At 74.6% G+C, this 19,817-nt stretch carries 21 protein-coding genes; 12 read left to right on the top strand and 9 right to left on the bottom strand.

Translation table 11 applies throughout. The features are described 5' to 3' along the window. Nucleotides 1–99: 99 nt before the first annotated feature. The gene (locus tag AC3RJ8_RS02230) at nucleotides 100–750 is read right to left on the bottom strand and encodes a hypothetical protein (protein ID WP_489714340.1); all 651 of its coding nucleotides are present in this window, start codon (nucleotides 748–750) and stop codon (nucleotides 100–102) included. Nucleotides 751–851: 101 nt separating this feature from the next. Between AC3RJ8_RS02230 and AC3RJ8_RS02225 the strand changes: the two genes are divergently transcribed. Next, the gene (locus AC3RJ8_RS02225; protein ID WP_489714339.1) at nucleotides 852–1,508 is read left to right on the top strand and encodes a TetR/AcrR family transcriptional regulator; all 657 of its coding nucleotides are present in this window, start codon (nucleotides 852–854) and stop codon (nucleotides 1,506–1,508) included. Nucleotides 1,509–1,520: 12 nt separating this feature from the next. Here the strand turns inward: AC3RJ8_RS02225 and AC3RJ8_RS02220 are convergent, their stop codons facing one another. After that, nucleotides 1,521–2,444 (bottom strand): LLM class F420-dependent oxidoreductase, encoded by a 924-nt coding sequence (locus tag AC3RJ8_RS02220; protein WP_489714338.1) that lies wholly within the window; start codon nucleotides 2,442–2,444, stop codon nucleotides 1,521–1,523. A 28-nt stretch (nucleotides 2,445–2,472) separates the two neighbouring features. Then, entirely contained in the window at nucleotides 2,473–3,093 is a 621-nt protein-coding gene (locus tag AC3RJ8_RS02215) for a mycothiol-dependent nitroreductase Rv2466c family protein (protein ID WP_489714337.1), read from the bottom strand. Nucleotides 3,094–3,145: 52 nt separating this feature from the next. Here AC3RJ8_RS02215 and AC3RJ8_RS02210 point away from each other — a divergent pair, with 52 nt between their 5' ends. Next, complete coding sequence (locus AC3RJ8_RS02210) at nucleotides 3,146–3,373, top strand: hypothetical protein (protein WP_489714336.1); 228 nt, start codon at nucleotides 3,146–3,148, stop codon at nucleotides 3,371–3,373. A 45-nt stretch (nucleotides 3,374–3,418) separates the two neighbouring features. Here AC3RJ8_RS02210 and AC3RJ8_RS02205 read toward each other — a convergent pair whose 3' ends face one another. The 3 genes from AC3RJ8_RS02205 to AC3RJ8_RS02195 are packed head-to-tail and all read right to left on the bottom strand — an operon-like array spanning nucleotide 3,419 to nucleotide 6,610. Further along, a complete protein-coding gene (locus AC3RJ8_RS02205; RefSeq protein WP_489714335.1) occupies nucleotides 3,419–4,003 on the bottom strand; it encodes an ECF transporter S component in 585 nt (194 codons plus the stop codon). A gap of 13 nt (nucleotides 4,004–4,016) precedes the next feature. After that, a complete protein-coding gene (locus AC3RJ8_RS02200; RefSeq protein ID WP_489714334.1) occupies nucleotides 4,017–4,844 on the bottom strand; it encodes an energy-coupling factor transporter transmembrane component T in 828 nt (275 codons plus the stop codon). Continuing rightward, a complete protein-coding gene (locus AC3RJ8_RS02195; RefSeq protein WP_489714333.1) occupies nucleotides 4,841–6,610 on the bottom strand; it encodes an ABC transporter ATP-binding protein in 1,770 nt (589 codons plus the stop codon). The genes AC3RJ8_RS02200 and AC3RJ8_RS02195 overlap by 4 nt, the downstream gene beginning before the upstream one ends. 106 nt (nucleotides 6,611–6,716) lie before the next feature. On the opposite strand from AC3RJ8_RS02195, the gene AC3RJ8_RS02190 reads away from it, so the two are divergent. From AC3RJ8_RS02190 to pnuC, 3 genes are all read left to right on the top strand, one after another. Next, nucleotides 6,717–7,196 carry a hypothetical protein gene (locus AC3RJ8_RS02190; RefSeq protein WP_489714332.1) on the top strand — a complete coding sequence of 160 codons (480 nt, stop codon included), beginning with the start codon at nucleotides 6,717–6,719 and terminating at the stop codon, nucleotides 7,194–7,196. A 64-nt stretch (nucleotides 7,197–7,260) separates the two neighbouring features. After that, nucleotides 7,261–8,049 carry a TetR/AcrR family transcriptional regulator gene (locus AC3RJ8_RS02185; RefSeq protein ID WP_489714331.1) on the top strand — a complete coding sequence of 263 codons (789 nt, stop codon included), beginning with the start codon at nucleotides 7,261–7,263 and terminating at the stop codon, nucleotides 8,047–8,049. Then, the gene (gene pnuC, locus AC3RJ8_RS02180) at nucleotides 8,046–8,741 is read left to right on the top strand and encodes a nicotinamide riboside transporter PnuC (RefSeq protein WP_489715552.1); all 696 of its coding nucleotides are present in this window, start codon (nucleotides 8,046–8,048) and stop codon (nucleotides 8,739–8,741) included. Before AC3RJ8_RS02185 ends, pnuC begins: the two co-directional genes overlap by 4 nt. Before the next feature lie 20 nt (nucleotides 8,742–8,761). Here the strand turns inward: pnuC and AC3RJ8_RS02175 are convergent, their stop codons facing one another. Both AC3RJ8_RS02175 and AC3RJ8_RS02170 read right to left on the bottom strand, forming a co-directional pair. Beyond that, nucleotides 8,762–10,066, bottom strand: coding sequence for an ABC transporter substrate-binding protein (locus tag AC3RJ8_RS02175; protein WP_489714330.1), 1,305 nt, complete (start codon nucleotides 10,064–10,066; stop codon nucleotides 8,762–8,764). 183 nt (nucleotides 10,067–10,249) lie between these two features. Next, nucleotides 10,250–10,540 carry a hypothetical protein gene (locus AC3RJ8_RS02170; protein WP_489714329.1) on the bottom strand — a complete coding sequence of 97 codons (291 nt, stop codon included), beginning with the start codon at nucleotides 10,538–10,540 and terminating at the stop codon, nucleotides 10,250–10,252. Nucleotides 10,541–10,654: 114 nt separating this feature from the next. Between AC3RJ8_RS02170 and AC3RJ8_RS02165 the strand changes: the two genes are divergently transcribed. The 3 genes from AC3RJ8_RS02165 to AC3RJ8_RS02155 all read left to right on the top strand — a co-directional run bounded on the left by AC3RJ8_RS02165 (nucleotide 10,655) and on the right by AC3RJ8_RS02155 (nucleotide 13,644). Continuing rightward, nucleotides 10,655–11,257 carry a DUF2238 domain-containing protein gene (locus AC3RJ8_RS02165; RefSeq protein WP_489714328.1) on the top strand — a complete coding sequence of 201 codons (603 nt, stop codon included), beginning with the start codon at nucleotides 10,655–10,657 and terminating at the stop codon, nucleotides 11,255–11,257. A gap of 32 nt (nucleotides 11,258–11,289) precedes the next feature. Continuing rightward, nucleotides 11,290–12,003 (top strand): glycosyltransferase family A protein, encoded by a 714-nt coding sequence (locus AC3RJ8_RS02160; protein WP_489714327.1) that lies wholly within the window; start codon nucleotides 11,290–11,292, stop codon nucleotides 12,001–12,003. 63 nt (nucleotides 12,004–12,066) lie between these two features. Then, nucleotides 12,067–13,644 (top strand): NAD-dependent epimerase/dehydratase family protein, encoded by a 1,578-nt coding sequence (locus AC3RJ8_RS02155; protein ID WP_489714326.1) that lies wholly within the window; start codon nucleotides 12,067–12,069, stop codon nucleotides 13,642–13,644. Between the two features lie 138 nt (nucleotides 13,645–13,782). Here AC3RJ8_RS02155 and AC3RJ8_RS02150 read toward each other — a convergent pair whose 3' ends face one another. Further along, complete coding sequence (locus AC3RJ8_RS02150) at nucleotides 13,783–15,036, bottom strand: acyl-CoA dehydrogenase family protein (protein WP_489714325.1); 1,254 nt, start codon at nucleotides 15,034–15,036, stop codon at nucleotides 13,783–13,785. Between the two features lie 143 nt (nucleotides 15,037–15,179). On the opposite strand from AC3RJ8_RS02150, the gene AC3RJ8_RS02145 reads away from it, so the two are divergent. The 4 genes from AC3RJ8_RS02145 (at nucleotide 15,180) to AC3RJ8_RS02130 (ending at nucleotide 19,804) form a co-directional block, all read left to right on the top strand. Then, complete coding sequence (locus AC3RJ8_RS02145) at nucleotides 15,180–16,475, top strand: glycosyltransferase 87 family protein (protein WP_489714324.1); 1,296 nt, start codon at nucleotides 15,180–15,182, stop codon at nucleotides 16,473–16,475. A 96-nt stretch (nucleotides 16,476–16,571) separates the two neighbouring features. After that, nucleotides 16,572–17,696 (top strand): glycosyltransferase family 4 protein, encoded by a 1,125-nt coding sequence (locus tag AC3RJ8_RS02140; RefSeq protein WP_489714323.1) that lies wholly within the window; start codon nucleotides 16,572–16,574, stop codon nucleotides 17,694–17,696. Between the two features lie 3 nt (nucleotides 17,697–17,699). Further along, a complete protein-coding gene (locus tag AC3RJ8_RS02135) occupies nucleotides 17,700–18,992 on the top strand; it encodes a glycosyltransferase (RefSeq protein ID WP_489714322.1) in 1,293 nt (430 codons plus the stop codon). Beyond that, nucleotides 18,989–19,804 carry an SGNH/GDSL hydrolase family protein gene (locus tag AC3RJ8_RS02130; RefSeq protein WP_489714321.1) on the top strand — a complete coding sequence of 272 codons (816 nt, stop codon included), beginning with the start codon at nucleotides 18,989–18,991 and terminating at the stop codon, nucleotides 19,802–19,804. The genes AC3RJ8_RS02135 and AC3RJ8_RS02130 overlap by 4 nt, the downstream gene beginning before the upstream one ends. Nucleotides 19,805–19,817: the final 13 nt, after the last annotated feature.

The following is a 19,817-nucleotide window of genomic DNA, read 5'->3' as shown; positions in this document are numbered from 1 at the left end:
TGTCACGGGTGAAAGGTGCTCGCTGCGAGAACCTCCACGAACCGGAAACAGCACAGGTCGTTCCGTGCAACCTGCCGGCCTCAATCCCTGCTCGGCGTGTCAGCTGGCCAGGCTGTCCAGCCAGGAGGCGCGCAGGCGGAGCGCGCGCTCGACGCTGCCGAGGACTGCGGCGACACCCACGGTGATCTCGGCCCACAGCGGAAGGTCCAGCGGAGACTCGAAGGTGCCGACGGACTCGGCGATCGGCGGGATCTGCGAGACCGGCTCGATGATCGCCGGCAGGGCCACGCAGAGCCCCACGAGCACGGCGACGATCGAGAGCACCCCGAGGTTCCGGCTCGTCCGCGGGTGGTCCCGGTCGAGGCGAGCCCGTCGCCCCTCGGCCGACCGTGGGTGCGGGACCATCAGCTGCTCGGCGCCGTCCTCGGCCACGAAGTGGCACCGCTTCATGCCGAAGCCGCCCACCGCGACCTCGACCGCTCCACCCGGCACCGGGAACCGGGCGGGGAGCTTCGACACCAGGTGCAGGGCGCCGTCGACGTAGAGACGTGCGCGCACCTCGCCGTCGCTCCCGTCGCCCAGGTGGCGGACGTCCACGGCGTACGACGACGTCTCCCCGCCCTGGTCGGGAAGCTCGAGGGTGAAGAACGACCGGGACAGGACGTGCCACCACCGGTAGCGCGGCAGCGGTCCCCCGTCGCCGGGCTCGACCCGCTTGTCCAGTCGTCGGTCACGCCAGCGCCTGATCATCCGAGGACCTCCCGGGGACGAGTCCGACGAGCACGCTGTACCAGTCGACGGAGGCGCTACGCTATCACGGTGTACTAGTCGAGATCCGGAGGGCGAGCAGGATGGCGAGGTCGGAGAGCGACGGGCACAGCACGCGCGACAAGATCCTCGTCGCGGCGGCGACCATGATCGGGGAGGACCCGACGGCGCGGCTCTCCGTCCGTGCGGTCGCCGCGCGGGCCGGGGTGAGCACCGGTTCGCTCCGGCACTTCTTCCCGACGCAGCAGGACCTGCTCGACACGGTCGTCGCCGGGATGTACGACGTCGCGCTCCCCGGCGACCCCCTCCACGACCGCGAGCAGCCCGCGGCGGAACGCCTCGTCGCCTGCCTGCAGCAGGTCCTGACCCTGGTGGGCACCGGGGACAAGGCACGCGAGACGTGGCGCTCGACCTATCAGGCCTACATGGCGTCCCGGCCGTCGGACGGCGCGACGACGACGTACCTCGCCCTCGAGCGCAGCGGACGACGACGCATCGAGCAGTGGCTGGCCGTCCTCGCCGACGAGGGAGCGATCCCGGCCGGGGACGACGTCCAGCGCGCACGCTTCCTCAGCACCGTCCTCAACGGGCTCACGGTCGAGCGGGCGCTGCCCGCCGACGGACCGCGGCTCGCCGCCGAGGCCGACACCCTGCGCCGGGCGGTCCTCAGCGTCCTCCACGACGACGGCGGCCGTCGGGGCACGGAGACACCGCCCAGCCCCTCACCCTCCCGCGCATGAGCGACGCGCCGGTCAGAGCTGCGGCGCGATCTCCCGGGCGACGAGGTCCAGGTGGTCCAGGTCCTGCTGGTCGAGGACCTGCAGGTAGACACGCTCGACGCCCTGGTCACGCAGCGACGCCAGCCGGTCGACCGCCTCGGGGACGGTCCCCGCGATCCCGTGCTCGCGCAGCTCGGCCGGCTCGCGACCGATGGCGGCGGCACGTCGCGAGAACTCGGCCTCGTCGGCACCGACCGCCAGCACCAGCGCGACGGACTGCGTCAGCGAGTCCGCCGGCCGTCCGGCGTCGGCGAGCGCCTGGTTGATCACGCCGATCCGCGGTCCGATCGCGTCCAGCTCCGGGAAGGCCTGGTTGTACTCGGTCGCGAACCGGGCGGCGAGCGCCGGGGTGCGCCGCGGACCCCCGCCGCCGACGATGATCGGGACCTGGTCCTGGACCGGCTTCGGCAGCGCCGGGGAGTCCGTCAGCGTGTAGTGCGTCCCGGAGAAGTCGAACGTCTCGCCGGCGGGCGTCCCCCAGAGCCCGGTGAGGATCTCCAGCTGCTCCTCCAGGATCCCGAACCGCTTGTCGGGGAACGGGATCCCGTAGGCGGCGTGCTCGGCGGCGAACCAACCGGTGCCGAGGCCGAGCTCGACGCGGCCGCCGGACATCTGGTCGACCTGGGCGACCTGGATGGCGAGCACCCCCGGCAGACGGAAGGTCGCTGAGGACACCAGCGTGCCGATCCGCACGGTGGACGTCTCACGGGCGATGCCGGCCAGGGTGGTCCACGAGTCGGTGGGGCCGGGCAGGCCGTCGCCGCCCATGGCCAGGTAGTGGTCGGAGCGGAAGAACGCGCTGAACCCCAGCTTCTCGGTCGCCTGGGCGACGGCGAGCTGGGTGTCGTACGAGGCGCCCTGCTGGGGCTCGGTGAAGATGCGCAGGTCGAGGGTCATGCGGGGGAAGGTCTCCTCGGTCGGGGGCTCAGTCGTGGACCGGACGCTCGGTCCGCGTCCGCTTGAGCTCGAAGAAGTGCGGGTTGGCGGCGAGCGTGACGGCGGCGTCGAAGAGGCGCGCCGCCTCCGCGCCGCGGGGCACGCGGGTGAGGACGGGCCCGAAGAAGGCGACGCCGTCGACGTGCAGGGTCGGGGTGCCGACCTCCTCGCCGACGGGGTCCATGCCGGCGTGGTGCGAGGCGGCGAGCGCGTCGTCGTACGCGTCGGAGGTCGCGGCGTCGGCCAGCTCCGCGGGCAGGCCGGCCTCGGCGAGCGACTCGCGGACCACGGCGTCGACGTCCTTGTTCTCCTGGTCGTGCCACCGGGTGCCGAACGCCGTGTAGTAGGCGGACAGGGCCTGGGGCCCGTGCTCGGTCTGCACGGCGGCGGCGACCCGGCCGGTGCCGCGGGACGCCTCGATCTTGCGGCGGTAGTCCGCGGGGATGTCCTTGTCCTTGTTGAGCAGGTACAGGCTCATCAGCCGGAAGGTGAGGTCGACGTCGCGGTGCTGCGCCACCTCGAGCGCCCACCGGGAGGTGACCCAGGCGAACGGGCAGGTGGGATCGACGTAGACGTCGACGACGGGCGTGGAGGTCTCGGCGGAAGTCACGTCCAGCACAGTACTCGTCCTGGCGGGGGTCACGATGGGTAGGCTCTGGGCCGTGCTCTCGACGGTGCGCTCGATCCGCTGGTCCAGCCTCGCGATGGTGGCCGGGGCCGCCGTCGTCGCCGTGCTCTGCCTCCTCGTCGCGCTGCGGGGCCGGCCGTGGGCGTGGCTGCCGTTCGTCTTCGCCGCGGCGATCGTGGTGCGCGAGGTCCGGTTCCTGCAACGCTCCCGACGGCGGCACGCCGGGTTCGACGAGCCGGACCGTCGCGAGCAGTCCCGCTGAGGCGCCCGGCCCGCCGAGGCCCGCGCTACCTCGCCGGGCGTTGCGCTACCTCGCCGGGCGTTGCGCTACCTCGCCGGGTGTTGCGCTACCTCGCGACGGGGTGAGGCCCCGGGCGACACCGGCCTGCGCGAGCCGGCGCGCCAGGAGCCGCCCGAGCCAGGTGCACGCGAGGAAGCTGCCCATCATGAGCACCACGAAGGTCACCAGCACGGCCGGTGCCATCGCGTCCATGTGGAACGCCGCCCAGCCCGAGGCCACGTACGCCGCTCCGAACAGCAGCGCGTCGACGTAGTACAGCCACGCCGACCACACGCGGTACCGCGTCAGGAGGAAGGCCAGCTCCACCGCGGCACCGGCCATGAGGCAGGTGACGACCGACCAGGCTCCGACGGGTGAGGCGGCCGAGACGACGCCGGCCACGAACGTCGTGAGCACGGCCGCTCCCGGCCGCCGCAGCAGCGCCAGGGCCAGCACGGGCCCGATGACCCACAGGCCCACGAGCGGTGCGTAGGCCATCGGTGCGGACGCGGCCAGCGGCGCGCTGAGGAAGTTGGCGGGGATGAGCAGCACCCCCATGGCGGCGCCGATGGCGGCGCACGTCATGAGGTAGCGGGTGGTCAGGTTCTTCATGGCACTCCGATGGTCAGGCGAACGAGGCGGCCAGGACCGCGCACGCGGCGCCCCCGGCCCAGAACGAGAGGAGCAGGACGACGTCCCGCGCGCGGAACGGCACGGTCACGCGGTCGGTGCGCCGCAGGTGCGCGCCGAAACCGCGGGCCTCCATGGCCAGCGACACCCGTTCGGCGTGCCGGATGCCGCCGGCGAGCAGCGGCACCACGTAGCCGGCCTGCCGCCGCACCGGTGCAAAGGGACCCCGGCCCGCGGCCACGCCCCGTACCCGGTGGGCACCGCGGATCACCTCGAGCTCGTGGGAGAACCGCGGCACGAACCGCAGGGCGGCCAGCGCCGCGTACCCGACCCGGTACGGCAGCCGGAGCTGCTGGGTCAGCGCCCGCACGAAGTCCGCACCCGACGTCGTGAGCCCGCCGAGCAGCACCAGCATCAGCAGGGCGACGGTCCGCACGGCGGTCGCCAGGCCGGTCATCAGGGCACCGGACCTGACCTCGAACCCTCCGACGGTCGCGATCAGCGCCGTGCCGCGGACCGCAGCGGGGTCGGTCAGCAGCCCGAACGACAGCGTCATGACCACGGTGAGCAGCACCGCCCCCAGCGCCATCGCCGCGAGCACCCGGACGCGCAGCCGCCCCATGACGACCACCGCGGCGTACGCCGCGAGCGCCACCAGGGCCGGGGTCAGCACGTCGCGCGTGGCCACCACGAAGACCATGACGGGCACCGGCCCGAGGATCTTCACCAACGGGTTGTAGGTGCGCAGGTCGCTCAGCCCGCGGGCGGCCGGCCGGGCGGGCGCGGACGTCGCCGAGGTGCCGGAGATCGCGACGGTGCTCATGCGTCCACCGCCACCCGTCGCGCCGCGGGCAGGTCGGCGAGCCGCGCGACCGCACGCCAGGCGGGGTCCCGCAGCCCGCGAGTGGCCCGGGCCAGGGGCGGGATGCGCAACCCGGCCGTGGCCAGCAGCGCGTCGTCGCCGAGCACGACGTCGGGCCGCCCGTCGGCCAGCACCCGCCCGCCGGCGAGCGCCACCACACGGGTGGCGTGCTCGGCGACCAGCTGCATGTCGTGGCTGACCACCACGACCGTGGTGCCGTCGTCGTGCAGGTCGGTGAGCAGGTCGAGGAGCTCGACGGCGCGCTCGCGGTCTTGGCCGTAGGTGGGTTCGTCGAGGACGAGCACCTCGGGGCGGCACACGATGGCGGTGCCGACCGACAGCCGGCGCTTCTGCCCGCCGGAGAGCAAGAAGGGGTGCCGGTCGCGCAGGTCGGCGAGGCCGAAGCGTTCGAGGACGTCGTCCACCCGGGCGGCGACCTCGGCGTCGGGCACGCCGCGCACGCGCAGCCCGTGCGCGAGCTCATCGTCGACGCGGCCGGTGACGAACTGGTGCTCGGGGTTCTGGAAGACGAAGCCGACGGCGGCGGTGAGGTCGGCGGGAGCGGCCCGGCGGGGGTCGAGACCGGCCACGCGGACGGTCCCGGTGATGGCCCGGCGCGGGGGCCGCAGCACGCCGGCGACGACCTGGGCGAGCGTCGTCTTGCCGGCTCCGTTGCCGCCGACCAGGGCGAGCAGCTCGCCGGGGGCGACGTCGAGGCTCACGTCGTCGAGCACGGTGCGCCCGCCGCGGCGCACGGTGAGGCGGTCGACGCCGATCACCGGCGGTGTGGGCGCGGCAGGGCGAGGTGCCGTCGGGGCCAGGGCCGGTGCGGGAACGCCCGGGGCCTCGTCGACGGAGGTCGTGAGCACGGCGGCGAGCTCGTCGGGGGTGAGGGGCAGCGGGTCGACGGGCACCCCGGCCGCGCGGAGCCGCAGCGCGGCGAGGGTGGCGGTGGGCAGCCAGACCCCCAGGTCGGCGAGCAGCTCGGCCTGGCCCGCGAGGACGTCGCGCACGGGGCCGGCGGTCGCGAGACGCCCCGCGCGGTCGAGCACCACCACGCGGTCGGCGACGGGTACGGCGGCGTCGAGGTCGTGCTCGACGAGGAGCACCCCGCGCTCGCCGGTGGCGGCGATCGAACGCAGGACGTCGTAGACCTCCTCGACCCCGGCCGGGTCGAGGTTCGCGGTGGGCTCGTCGAGCACGAGCAGCCGCGCGCCAGTGGCGAGCGCACAGGCCAGGGCGAGCCGCTGACGCCCCCCGCCGGACAGGACGGCCGGGTCGTCGTGGCGGCGCTCCCAGAGCCCGACCTGGCGCAGCGCGGTCCCCGCGCGGGCCAGCACCTCCGCGACGGGCAGGCAGAGGTTCTCGGGGGCGAAGCAGACCTCGTCGAGCACGGACCCGGTGACCACCTGGGCATCCGGGTCCTGGAAGACCATGGCGACGTCGGCGGCGAGCAGCGGCGGACGGGACCGCGCGACGTCCTGGCCCCCGACGTGCACGGTGCCGTCGGTCTCGGCACCGACGACCTGCGGCACGAGCCCGTTCGTCGCGAGCGCCAGCGTGGACTTGCCGCAGCCGGACGGCCCGAGCAGCAGGACGACCTCGCCCGGCTCCACGAGGAGGTCGACGCCGTCGGGCGCCGGGGCACCGAGGTGGTGCCCGCCGTCGTCGTGGGGCACGTGGTGCCGCACGCGCAGCGCACGCAGGTCGAGGAGCGGAGAGGTCACCGAGACAGGATAGGCAAACCTCACCTGGGACCGCGAGCCCCGTCCCGCCCGCTGGACCCGCGGCGTCGTCGGCGCCGCCTGCCGGCGCCCCGCTAACCTCGAACCGATGCGACACAGCCTTGCTCTCCGCCCTGCCCACGTCGTCCTGCCGGCCGTGCTGGAGTACGACGACGGCGGCGAGGTCGCCGCGATGCGCCTGCGGTCCACCGACGCCGACGGCAACGTCACCGAGGAGTACCGGTTCGTCGACGGCACGATGTACGAGCGGACCACCGAGGGCCGGTTCACGGTGGCGCAGGACGGGGACGCGGTCCTGGAGGCGTGGGACTGGGCCGCGGTGGCCGGCTACTGGGGCGATCCCGTCTCGATGGAGGTGCTCGACGAGGAGGAGATCGACGGGGTGCGCACCACGCCGTACCACCTGACGTTCGAGGAGGACGGCGGCGAGCAGACCTGGTGGGTCGACGACGAGGACCCGATGCTGCGGTTCGAGAGCGAGAGCGAGCTCGGGGTGTCGGTGGGCGAGCTCACGGGCTACGGCGAGGACGTGGAGATCACCCTCCCGGCGGACCTGATCGACGAGTGACGGGCGGTCGGCCGCCTCGGACGTCGCGCGCGGTGCGGGCTCGTCCCGGAGTAGCCTCCTGCCCATGACTGCCGTCCGGACGCACACCCACGCCCAGGCCGTCGACGCCGCGATCGACCTGTTCTCCCGGCAGGGCTACGAGCAGACGACCGTCGAGGAGATCGCCGACGCCGCGCAGGTCAGCCGCGCCACCTTCTTCCGCCGCTTCCGGTCGAAGGAGGACGTGGTCTTCGCCGACCACGAGCTGCTGCTGGAGGAGGTGGTCGTCATGCTGGCCGCCACCCGTCCCGAGGCCCGCGACAGCGTCGAGGCGGGCGCCCGGGAGACCGTCTGGAACCCCGCCGTCGACCCGTACCTGGAGGTCTGCCGCGCCGCCCGGCTGGTGTTCGACCACCACGTGGGCCAGCGCGAGACGTCCCTGGCACGGCACCGGCTGCTGCAGGAGGTGCCCGCGCTGCGGGACCGCGAGCTCGTCACCACGCACCGCTACGAGCGCGCGTTCACAGCGTACCTGCGGGACACGCTGCCCCCGGACCGGTCAACGACGACCATGTCGATCGCGTTCGCGGCGTCGGTCGTCGCCGTCCACAACGCGGTGCTGCGCCGCTGGCTGCGCAACCCCTACCTCGACCTGCGCCCCGACCTGGAGGAGGCGTTCGCCGAGCTGCGCCGCGCGGCCTGGGCACCGGGGGCCGACGGCGCAGGGTCCGACGGCGACACCCCGGACGATCCGTCGGCCGCGGCCTCGTCGGGGGGCGCCGCCGGGTCGAACCGCCGGGTCGTCGTGGCCGTCCTGGACCAGGACGCCGACGCCGACGACATCGCGCGGGCCGTGCGCGACGTGCTGGCCTGACGATGATCGACTGGCTCTTCACCGCGACGTTCACCGTCGGCGCCGAGCAGATCCTGTGGCGCGAGGTGATCGGCAACGCCTTCGGGCTGGCGTCGGCGCTCGGCGGGATGCGGCGCAAGGTGTGGGCGTGGCCCGTGGGGATCGTCGGGAACCTGCTGCTGTTCACCGTGTTCCTTGGCTCGCTGTTCGGCGACGCCGGCCGGGTGGACATGCTGGGCCAGGCGGGCCGGCAGGTCATGTTCATCGCCGTGTCGGTGTACGGGTGGATGCGGTGGCGCGAGACGCGCCGTCAGGACCTGGAGGTCCGCGCGGACGGCAAGGTGCCGTCGTCGGGCGGCGAGGGAGTGCACCCGCGGTGGGCGACGTGGCCGCAGCGCGCGTTCCTCGTCGTCGCGCTGGTGGGCGGGACGCTCGCGCTCACGCCGCTGTTCACGGCGCTCGGGTCCTACGAGCCGGTGTGGGCGGACGCCTGGATCTTCATGGGCTCGCTGCTCGCCACGTACGGCATGGCGCGCGGCTGGGTGGAGTTCTGGCTGATCTGGGTCGCGGTGGACATGGTGGGCGTGCCGCTGCTGTGGAGCGCCGGGTACTACGCGACGTCGCTGATGTACGTCTTCTACGGCGCGTTCACCCTGGTGGGCTTCTTCGTGTGGTGGCGCGTGAACCGCCGCGAGCAGGTGGCCACGATCTGATCGCTCGGTGTGAACACCGGTCAGAGGGTCTCGTCCATCGCGTCCGCGAAGCCGCGCGGGGTCAGCTCCCCGGTGAAGACGCGGTGCAGGTTGTCGAGCAGGGGGCCGGCCTGGTCGGCGGGGAGCGCCTGGTCCCACGAGAGCTGGAAGTGCGGCGCCGACGCGACCATGTCGTGGACGAAGCGCAGATAGTCCTCGCTCTCCAGGCCGTCGAGCCGGCGGTCCAGCTTGCGCACCGGCGGGACGGTCCGCACGACGAGGAACCGCTCGACCTCTCGTTCCGCGTACGTCTGCTCCACGAGGAAGTCGATCGCGACCTGCTGCGCCTCGGGGCTGGCGGCGGCGGACACGGACCAGAAGTTGGCGGGGTTGCCGACCACGTTGTCGGGGTCGCCCGTCCCACCGTCGACGATGGGGAACGGGGCGAACCCGAGCCCGTCGCGGGCGACCAGCGCGGGGTCCGACGCGAGGAAGTCCGGGTAGACCCAGGCCCCCTGCAGGACGAACGCCGCGTTGCCGGTCGCCACGAGCGACACGTCGCCCGACCCGTCCGCGACGGTCTCCGTGAAGTACTCGCCGAAGGCGCCCGCGTCCACGAGCTCGCGGATCAGGCGCAGCGCCTCGAGGATCGCGGGGTCGGACCACGCGCCGGGCTCGCCATCGACGACCCGTTGGAAGACCTCCGGGCCGCCGATCCGGTCGGTGAGGTACTGGATGTACATGAGCTCGGGCCACCGGCTGCCTCCCGCGAGGGCGATAGGCAGCACGCCGGCCTCCTCCAGCACGGGCACGGCCGCGAGCAGGTCGTCGTAGGTCTCGGGCGGCTCGACGCCGGCCGCCTCCAGCACCTCGACGTTGTGGTAGAGCACCACGGGCTGGGTCTGGTTGTTCGGCACGGCGTAGGTGCGTCCGTCGACCTCACCGTTCGCGGCGACGGCGGGCAGCATCCTGTCGAGCACGGGCTCGACGGCGTCGGTGAGGTCCACGACGGCGTCGTCGGCCACCAGCCGGTCGAGGTCGCTGCCCGCCCAGCCGAGGATGAGGGTGGGCGGGTCGCCGGCGTCGAGAGCCTCGCCGATCCGCGCCTTGTAGGCGTCGTTCTCGAGCCACGACACGGCGATCTCCTCGCCGGGGTGCTCACGGTTCCACTGGTCGAACGCCCCTTCGAGGACGACGTCGCTGCCCCCGGAGAGCGCCCAGGCGGTGGCCGCGGCGGCCGGCTGGTCGCTCGTGGCCGGCCCCTGGTCGGCCCCGTCGGCGCACGCCGCGAGCAGCAGGCTCGCTCCTGCCGCCCCTGCCAGGACCTCCGCGTACCGTCGCCTCATCGCCTGCACCCTCCACGCCGTCGTGTCTCACCGGATGACCTCGTCGTCGAAACCGTTTTCTATCCGATGGGACGAACCTTAGGGCAGAGAGCGGGTGTCCGGTCAAGGGGCTCCGCGCTTTCGGCACGCCGGCGACTGCCGCCTCGACACCGTGGGGTTCGGCCGACGGGCGACCACGCGGGGCTATCTCGAGGTGGCCCCGGACGTCCCGGCGCCGGCCGCCTCGTCCGTCGGCGTGGGTTCAGCGTCGCGCCGGGGCCGGAAGATCTCGACGGTCATGCCGACGACGGCGCCCGCGAACAGCGCGACGGCGAGCGCCGACGTGCCCCCGACGAGGACGACGGCGGAGACGAGCGCGATCAGGGCGAGGCGTGAACGGACCCGCGCCCGCCGGAGGTGCTCGTGCGCCGAGACACTGCCGAGCACCGCGCCCACGGCCCCGGCCAGGGCGATCGCCGCCCACCCCTCGGTCATGCGACCAGCGTGTCCGCCCTGACGGAGCCCTGTCAACCGGGCCAGAGCCCCCTCGCCCCGCACGCCGCTGCCCGCCGACGGGTGAGCAGCACGGCTCCCGCCTACCGTGTCCGCGTGACCTCGACCTCGGACGCCCCCCACCGGCCACGGGCCCGGCGCACGGCAGCGGACGGTCCGGCACGGGGCGTCCCGGGCGACCTGCTGCGGATCGCTGGGGTGGCGAGCGTGGTGGTGGCCGGCGTCGTGTTCGGCTGGCTCGCCGTCGCGCTGTTCCTCCTGGTGCTCGGCGGCACGATGGTCCCCCGCGCCGTCGGGACGCGCACCGCTCTGGACGTGACGTACTGCGCCGCGCTCCTCGCGGCCGCGTGGTGCGCCCAGCTCGGGGTCTACGAGCAGGTGGCCTGGCTCGACCTCCTGGTCCATGCCGTGACGACCGGCGCGATCGCCGCGCTCGCCCACCAGGTGCTCGTGCGCACCGGGCTGGTCGGACCCGCCCGGCGTGCCGGCGCCGCCACGGCCGTGTCGGTCGTCGGGCTGGGATCGCTCGTCGCCGTGGTCTGGGAGGTGCTCGAGTGGGCGGGGCACCGGTTCGTCGACGACGACATCTTCGTCACCTACACCGACACCCTCGGCGACCTGGCCGCGGCGCTGGTCGGCAGCGGCGTCGCGGCCCTCCTGGTCGCGCGACGCGCCAGGGGCGCCGGGGGCGAGCGATGAGGGCGCCCGCCGCACGGCCGAGCGTGTCCGTCGTGATCCCCGCCCGCGACGACGCCGACGAGCTGGACCGGTGCCTCGCCCTGCTCGCCGCCCAGTCGGTGGCGCCGCTCGAGGTGGTCGTGGTCGACAACGCCTCGCAGGACGCGACGGCGGCCGTCGCCCGTCGCTGGGGTGCCGTGGTGGTGCACGAGCCGCACCGCGGCATCCCCGCGGCGGCTGCCACCGGCTACGACGCCGCACGGGGCGAGGTCGTCGCGCGCCTCGACGCGGACTCCCGGCCCGGCCCCCACTGGGTGCGCGCGGTCGCGGACTCGATGGCCGCCGCCCCGGCGCCGGACGCGGTCACGGGTTCCGGCACGTTCACCGACCTGCGGTACGGCGGCCGTCTCGCCTGCTCGCTCTACCTGGGGGCGTACTACGCCCTGACCCGGCTGGCGCTCGGGCACACCGCCCTGTGGGGGTCGAGCATGGCGCTGCGGCGCAGCGTGTGGCAGGAGGTCCGCGCGACGGTGGAACGCTCGGACCCGGACGTGCACGACGACATGGACCTCGCCTTCGCGCTCGGACCGCACCGCCGGGTCGTGCGCGAGCGCGAGCTGCACGTCGGCGTCTCGGCCCGGTCGCTACGCGCGGGACGACGCCGCCGGTTGCTGCGGGCGTGGAACACGCTGCAGGCCAACTGGGCCGCGGCTCCGCCCTGGGAGCGGTGGCGGGAGCGGTGGCGGGAGCGGTGGCGGAGCTCCTGAGCGACCCCGGGGGGCCGCCGTCGGACGCCGTGCGTCCACCGGGCTTCGATGCCACGGTGAACCATGCGCGTCGTCGTCGTGGGACAGTCCGGGAACGTGGGGACCGCCGTGCTGCGGGCCCTGCGAGCAGCCGAGCAGGTCGACTCCGTCCTGGGCGTGGCCCGGCGCCTGCCGGACCGGACCGCCGACCCCTACCGTGACGCCGAGTGGGCGGCCCTCGACCTCTCGGACCCCGACGAGGAGAGCGTCGTGGACGGGCTCGCCACGCTCTTCAGAGGTGCCGACGCCGTCGTGCACCTCGCGTGGCTCCTCCAGCCGAACCGCGACCGTGACCTGCTGCGGCGGACCAACGTCGACGGGACCGCCCGGGTGGCCCGCGCGGTCGTGCGCGCCGGGGTGCCGCACCTCGTGGTCGCCTCGTCCGTGGGGGCGTACTCGACGGTCGACGACGACCAGCCCCGCCGCGAGGACTGGCCGGCGACCGGCATCCCGACGTCGCACTACAGCGTCGACAAGGCCGCGCAGGAACGGGTGCTGGACGAGCTCGAGCGGGACCACCCCGAGGTGACCGTCGCCCGGCTGCGCACCGCCCTGGTCTTCCAGGGCGACGCCGGGCACGAGATCGTGCGCTACTTCGTGGGGAGCCTCGTCCCCGTGAGCCTGCTGCACGACCACCGGCTGCCCCTGGTGCCGCTGCCGGCCGGCGTGCGCGCCCAGGCCGTGCACGCCGACGACGCCGCCGACGCTTACGTCCGGGTCGTGCTGCAGCGCGCCGCGGGCGCGTTCAACGTCGCCGCGCACGACCTGCTGCGCGGGCCCGACCTGGCCGCCGTCCTCGACCACGGGCGTCACGTCGAGCTGCCGCCACGGGCCGTGCGCGCGGCCCTCGCCGCCGCGTACGCCGCCCACGCCGTGCCGACAGACCCGGGATGGATCGACATGGCCATGGGCGTGCCCGTCATGGACACCACGCGCGCGACGACGGAGCTCGGGTGGGAGCCGCGGCACAGCGCCGCCCAGGCGCTCGAGGAGGTCGTGGCCGGCATGGCCGAGGGCCGCGGGCTCGCCTCCGCACCGCTGCGCCCGAGCCCGCGCCTCGCCGTCGGACCGCCGGCCCTGCCGTCTGCCGAACGGGACGCCGCCGTCCCGCCGGACGTCGACCGCGAGCTGTTCGGGCTCTACCTGTCCGACCACCTGACCGGCGCGACCGCCGGGCTCGACCGCATCGAGCGGATGGTGGAGAGCTACCGCGACACCCCGTTCCACGCCGACCTGGCAGAGCTGGCCGAGCAGGTCCGCGGCGAACGACAGCTCTACCGCACGCTGCTCGCCACCCTGGGGATCCGCCGTCGTCGCTACCGGCAGGTGCTCGCCGCGGTCGCGGAGCGCGCCGGGCGCCTCAAGCTCAACGGCCGGGTCCTGCAGACGTCGCCGCTGACGCCGCTGCTCGAGGTCGAGCTCATGCGGTCCGCGGTGCTGGGCAAGCTGGGCGGCTGGCGGACCCTCGAGGAGTACGCCGACGACGTCGGGCTCGACCCGGGGCGGTTCGAGGCGCTGGCCGAAGTGGCCCAGCGCCAGCTCGCCCTGCTCGACCGGCTCCACGAGCAGACCCGTGAGCGCGCCTTCCGCCGTACCCTCTGAAAACGACGGAGCGCCGCCCCGGATCCCTCGGGGCGGCGCTCGCCGCTGGAGCACCACGCCGTCGGCTGGTGGACGACGACGGTGATGCACACGACCGGCGTCGACCCACGCCGGGAGCTGGGGTGCTGCTGCGACGTCTCAGGCGAAGGAGGAGACGCCGGTGATGTCGCGGCCCACGATGAGCGCGTTCATCGACTCGGTGCCCTCGTAGGTGTGCAGCGCCTCAATGTCGGCGAAGTGCCGCGCCACGCGGTTGGCGAGCAGGATGCCGTTGCCGCCGAGCATGTCGCGGGCGACGGAGGCCACCTCGCGCGCACCGCGGGTGCACGTGTACTTGGCCAGGGACGCCTGCGCACCGGTGAGCCGGCCGGCGTCGGCGAGCTCGGTGAGGCGCCCGACGAGGAGCTGCATCTGGGTGACGGTGGAGAGCATCCGGGTCAGGCGCTCCTGCACCATCTGCTTGGCGGCGAGCGGCTTGCCGAACTGGACACGCTGCGTCGCGTACTGCACGGCCGCCTCGTAGCAGGCCACGGCGTGCCCGACGGCGGACCACGCCACGGCGAGGCGCGTCGCGAAGAGCACGGCGGCGGTCGCCTTGAACGACGTGGCGCCGGGCAGCGCGGCGTCGGCCGGGACGAAGACGCCGTCGAGCTCGATGTGCGCCTGCCAGATCGCCCGCAGCGCCATCTTGCCCTCGATGGTGGTGCCGGTGTAGCCGGGGGCGTCCTGCGGCACGATGAAGCCGTGCACCTGCCCGTGGCGCTCGCCGTCGTCCGGGTCGTCGAGCCGGGCCCAGACCACGGTGATGTCACCGCACGAGCCGAACCCGATCCACTTCTTCTCACCGTCGATGACGTAGCCCTCGACACCGTCGCGCGTCTCCTTGCGGGCGGTGGTCTCCAGGGAGACGGAGTCGGAGCCGTGCGTGGGCTCGGTGAGCGCGAAGGCGCCGAGAATCTCGCCGCGCGCCATCGGCTCGGCGTACCGCTCGACCTGCTCGGGCGAACCGTGCATGACGATGGAGCGCAGCGCGAGCCCGCCCTGGACGCCGCAGATGGTCGCGACCGAGCCGTCGCCACGGGACATCTCCATGCTCGCGAGGCCCTCGGCCATGAAGGAGACCTTCGGGCGGCCGGGGACGTCGACGCCGTCGCGCAGGAAGTCGTGCTCACCGAGCTTCTTGACCAGGTCGAACGGCACCTCGGCGCGCTCCCAGTACCCGTCGATGACGGGCAGCACCTCGTCCTGGACGAACTGCCGCACGGCGAGCTGGTGCTCGCGCTCGGCCGGCGCGACGTCGGCGAACGCCTGCGCGTAGTCGATGTCCGACGGCTGGGAGACGTCGTAGTCGGGCGCGGTGACGCCGGGCAGGACGGGGGCGGTGCGGGACATGCGGTGCTCACTTTCCACGGGGGCGACCGCGCCGCCGCAGAGGCTGGGGACGACGGCGTCGGTCTGCCTCCATAGTGCTCCGCGACGCAGTCTCAGTCAAGCGATACGGAGTATCAGATGGCGCCGTCTGGCACGATGTGCCCGTGCCCGACGCCGCGGACAGCCGCCACCCCGCCGACGCGCGCGACGCGCCGCCGTCGACCAGCGACCGTGGCGGCAGCCTGCTGCAGTCGCCCTGGCTGCTGACCCTCGCCTTCGTCGTCGTGCACGCCCGCCTGGTGCACGAGGCGATCACCTGGCAGCACACGATCTTCGGCGACGTCACGCTGTACGAGTGGTGGGCCCGCTACGGGCTCGACACCGGGCAGTGGCCCGTCCTGGACTACGACTGGGTCTACCCCGCCGGCGCCCTCGCACCCGTGGTCGCTCCGTCGCTCGTCACCGACGACCTGCTCGGCTACGAGATCCTGTGGACGGCGATGATCGTGGCGCTCAACGCCGTCGCCACCGTCCTTCTGGTGCGCTCGACGCCCCGCGGCGTCCTCGGCGCCTGGTGGTGGCTGCTCTTCCTGCTGGCCCTCGGCCCGATCTTCCTCGGCCGGCTCGACGGCGTCGTCGCGCCCATGATCCTCGTCGCCCTCGTCCTGGCCCGACGGCACCCGCGGCTCGCCGTCGCCGTCGCCACCGCCGGGGCGTGGGTCAAGATCGCGCCGGGCGCCGTCGTCGTCGCGATCGCCGCGACCCGCCGCACCCTGGGCGACCTGCTGCGCGCCGTCGTCGTCCCCGGCGCGATCGTCTCCTTCGTCGTCGTCGGGCTCGCGCTGGCGGGCGGCGCCGGGACGCGCGCCCTGAGCGTGTTCGGCGAGCAGGGCGACCGCACCCTGCAGGCCGAGTCCGTGGCGGGCACCTGGTTCTCCGTCGCGCGGCTGTGGGACCCGAGCATCGCCATCGACTACAACGACGTGATCTTCACCTACGAGTTCCAGGGCACGGCCGCGGCCGCCGTCGCCGACGCCCTCGATTGGCTGCTGCCGCTGGTCGTCGTGGCGCTCGCGGCGATCACCCTGTGGGCCGCCCGGCGCCACCCCGAGCACGCGCACGAGCTGCTGCTGCTCTCGGCCGCCACCCAGCTCGTGGCGCTCGTCGTGTTCAACAAGGTCGGCTCGCCGCAGTTCGTCGCCTGGCTCGGCCCGCCCGTCGCCGTCGCGCTGGCGACGCTCCCGTCCGGCCGCGCGCTGCGCTGGTGGTGGCCGCCCGCGCTGGGCATGGTGCTCGTCGGCTACGCGACCTACCTCGTCTACCCCGTCGCCTACGGCCCGTTCCTCGAGGGCGCGCCCTGGATGATCGCCGTCGAGGCGCTGCGCAACCTCGCCCTGGTGGCGATCATGGCCGGGGGCGTCTGGCGGATCGCCCGGCTCGGCGCCGCCCGGTCCGCGTAGTTCCGCCTCAACGTTTCCCCACCGTTCGGGACATCGACCCCGACACGTCGTCCCCCGCACGCCCACCGGTCACCCTGGGCCGTGACAGTGCGGAGCGTGAGGGTAGCGATCGTCGCAGAGTCCTTCCTCCCGCAGGTCAACGGGGTCACGAACTCCGTGCTGCGGGTCCTCGAACACCTCCAGCGGTGCGGGCACGAGGCCCTGGTCCTCGCCCCCGACTCCGACGAGGCCGACATCCCCCCGTTCGTGCACGGCGCTCCCGTCGTCGAGATCCCCTCCGTGGGGCTGCCCGGGTACGCCGACGTGCGCGTCGTCGTGGGCCAGCGCGCCCGCATCGAGCGCACGCTCGCGGCGTTCGGGCCCGACGTCGTCCACCTCGCCTCGCCGTTCACGCTCGGCTGGCGCGGGATGCAGGCCGCCGAGGCCCTCGGCGTGCCGACCGTCGCCGTCTACCAGACCGAGGTGCCCAGCTACGCCGCCCGGTACGGCATGCGGCACCTGGAGCCGCTGCTGTGGCGACGGGTGCGCACCCTGCACGAGCGCGCCTCGGTGACCCTCGCGCCGTCGACGCCCACCATCGACCACCTGCGCGCCCGCGGCGTCCCCCGCCTGCACCGCTGGGGGCGCGGCGTGGACACCGTGCAGTTCCGGCCCGGGGCCCGCGACGAGGCCTGGCGGCGCGAGGTCGGCGCCGGCCTGCCGCTGCTGGTCGGGTACGTCGGTCGGCTCGCCGCCGAGAAGCAGGTCGAGGCCCTGCGCGTCCTGTCCGGGCGCGAGGACGTCCGGCTCGTCGTCGTCGGCGAGGGTCCCGAGCGCGCGCTGCTCGAGGAGCTGCTGCCGGACGCGCACTTCACCGGGCTGCTGCGCGGCGAGGAGCTGGCGCGAGCGATGGCGAGCCTCGACGTGTTCGTCCACCCGGGCGAGCTGGAGACGTTCGGGCAGACGCTGCAGGAGGCGAGCGCCTCCGGGGTACCCGTCGTCGCGCCGGCCGCGGGCGGGCCGATCGACGTCGTCGCGCACTCGCACACCGGCTGGCTGTACCCGCCGGGCGACCACTCCGCGATGCGCGCCCACGTCGACGACCTGCTGGGCGACGCCCGCAAACGGCGCGCGTTCGGCACCGCCGCCCGCGAACGAGCCCTCGGCCGCACCTGGGCGAAGATCTGCCACGACCTCGTCCGGCACTACGAGAGCGTCATCCGGATCGCCACGGAGGTGTGAGCCGTGCGGATCGTGCACGTCGCCAACGCGTACGCCCCGCGGTCGGGCGGGATCCGCACCGCGATGCACGCCCTGTCGCACGAGTACCTCGCCCGCGGCCACGAGCCGGTGCTGGTGGTGCCGGGCCCGACGGCGGCGGTGCGGTGGGTCGGCGACGTCCGGGTGGTGCAGGTGGCCGCGCCGCGCGTACCCGGCGTGGCCGGCTACCGGATGGTGGTGCGGCCCGGCGCCGTGCGCTCCGTGCTCGACGCGTTGGCCCCGGACCGGCTGGAGGTCTCCGACCGCGCCTCCCTCACCGGGCTCGGCCTGTGGGCGCGCGAGGCCGAGGTGCCGTCGCTGCTCATGCTGCACGAGCGTCTCGACGGCGTGCTCTCGGCGTTCTGGCCCGGGGCGGGCAGCGGGGCGCGACCGGGCGGCGTCGGGCACCGGCTGGCGCCGGTGGTGGCGGACCGGTGGAACCTCACGACGCTCGGCCGGTTCGACCGGCTGGTCGCCACGACGCAGTTCGCCGCCGGGGAGGTGGAGCGCCTCGCCGGGCGACGCGCCGGACGCTCCGCGGCGGCCGACGGCGGCACGCGGCCCGGGCGGACGGGTGCGGCGACGCTGCCCCCGCTGCACCGGGTACCGCTGGGCGTGGACCTCGACCGGTTCAGCCCGGACCGGTTCGACACCGCGCTGCGGCGACGGGTGGCTCCGCACGGCGAGGCGGTCGTGCTGGTGATGAGCAGGCTGTCCCGGGAGAAGCGCGTCGACCTCGCCGTCGAGGCCGTGGGGCGGCTGGTCGCCGACGGCGTGCCGGTGCGGCTGGTGGTGGCCGGCAGCGGGGCGCGGCTCGCCGGTCTGCGGGAACGTGCCGAGCGGCTCGGCGTGCCGCACCGGTTCCTCGGGTTCGTGCCCGACCGCGACGAGGTGGCGGCGCTGCTGGCGAGCGCCGACGTCGTCGTCGCCCCCGGGCCGATCGAGACGTTCGGGCTGGCCGCGCTGGAGGCGCTGGCCTCCGGGACGCCGGTCGTGTGCTCCGCGACGAGCGCCCTGCCCGAGGTGGTCGCGGCCGCCGGCGCGAGCGCCGCCCCCGAGCCGGCCGCCCTTGCCGTGGCGATCCGCGACGTGCTCACCCGGCCGGCGGGGCACCGGCGGACAGTGGCTCGCGCGCGGGCCGAGCTGTTCCCCTGGTCGGCCACGGGGGCGGCGATGCTGACCCTCCACACCCCCCCACCGTCCGCTGTGGGTAGATCTCCAGCTCTGGACCGGCACAGACCCGTAGATTTCATACCCACGACGGGGGGTGCGTGGTGAGCGGGCCGGCCGTCGTCGCGCTCGGCGACTCGATCACCGCGGGTGTCGGCGACGCCGTCGGGCCCGACGCCGAACACGGCCCCGGCTGGGCGGCGCACCTCGCGCTGCTGGCCGGGACGGACCGCTTCGAGAACCTGGCGCGCAACGGGGCCCGGACCCGGACGGTCGTCGACGAGCAGCTCGACCTCGCCCTGACGGCACGGGCCGACCTCGCGACGCTCGTGATCGGCGGCAACGACGCGCTGCGCAGCGACTTCGCCCCCGCCGACGTCGCCCGCCGGCTCACCACCTGCGTCGGCGCCCTGCGCGGCCGGGGTGCCGCCGTCGTCCTCGCGACCCTGCCACCCATCGGCCTGTTCGAGCTGTGCGGAGGCCGGGTCCGCCGGGTCATGCGGGCACGGATCGACGCCGTCAACGCCGTCGTCCGCACCGTGGCGGCGAGCCACGGGCCCGGCGTGGTCGTGTTCGACGTCGCCGCGGCCGTGCAGCCCCTCGGGCACGGCGCCTGGTACGTCGACCGGGTGCACCCCTCTCCCCTGGGCCACCGGCACCTCGCGGTGACCGCCGGCCGCGCGCTGCACGTCGCGCTGCCCGAGCTCTCGCGGCTCCCCGTTCCGCCGCCCCCGCCGCCGGCGTGGGAGCGCGCGGCCTGGCTGGCGCTCGCCGGCGTGCCGTGGGTGCTGCGCCGAGGCCGCGACTTCCTGCCCGGGCTGGTCCGCGCCGTCGTCGACGACCTGCGGGGCTCCGGCGTCGGGCGGCTCGATCTGGAGCTGTCGCAGGTCGACGCCGAGCCGCTGGTGCGGGCCACGTAGCCCGAGAGGCCGC

Source organism: Isoptericola sp. MSGPD8_1_ISO-PGPR-S23-394 (assembly GCF_058072785.1).
This window is presented reverse-complemented; position numbering and strand designations above follow the sequence as displayed.

Excerpts from the sequence above, each read along its gene's own strand:
- AC3RJ8_RS02230 (WP_489714340.1), bottom strand. The coding sequence starts at position 750 with ATGATCAGGCGCTGGCGTGACCGACGACTGGACAAGCGGGTCGAGCCC.
- AC3RJ8_RS02225 (WP_489714339.1), top strand. The coding sequence starts at position 852 with ATGGCGAGGTCGGAGAGCGACGGGCACAGCACGCGCGACAAGATCCTC.
- AC3RJ8_RS02220 (WP_489714338.1), bottom strand. The coding sequence starts at position 2,444 with ATGACCCTCGACCTGCGCATCTTCACCGAGCCCCAGCAGGGCGCCTCG.
- AC3RJ8_RS02205 (WP_489714335.1), bottom strand. The coding sequence starts at position 4,003 with ATGAAGAACCTGACCACCCGCTACCTCATGACGTGCGCCGCCATCGGC.
- AC3RJ8_RS02200 (WP_489714334.1), bottom strand. The coding sequence starts at position 4,844 with ATGAGCACCGTCGCGATCTCCGGCACCTCGGCGACGTCCGCGCCCGCC.
- AC3RJ8_RS02190 (WP_489714332.1), top strand. The coding sequence starts at position 6,717 with ATGCGACACAGCCTTGCTCTCCGCCCTGCCCACGTCGTCCTGCCGGCC.
- AC3RJ8_RS02185 (WP_489714331.1), top strand. The coding sequence starts at position 7,261 with ATGACTGCCGTCCGGACGCACACCCACGCCCAGGCCGTCGACGCCGCG.
- AC3RJ8_RS02175 (WP_489714330.1), bottom strand. The coding sequence starts at position 10,066 with ATGAGGCGACGGTACGCGGAGGTCCTGGCAGGGGCGGCAGGAGCGAGC.
- AC3RJ8_RS02170 (WP_489714329.1), bottom strand. The coding sequence starts at position 10,540 with ATGACCGAGGGGTGGGCGGCGATCGCCCTGGCCGGGGCCGTGGGCGCG.
- AC3RJ8_RS02155 (WP_489714326.1), top strand. The coding sequence starts at position 12,067 with ATGCGCGTCGTCGTCGTGGGACAGTCCGGGAACGTGGGGACCGCCGTG.
- AC3RJ8_RS02150 (WP_489714325.1), bottom strand. The coding sequence starts at position 15,036 with ATGTCCCGCACCGCCCCCGTCCTGCCCGGCGTCACCGCGCCCGACTAC.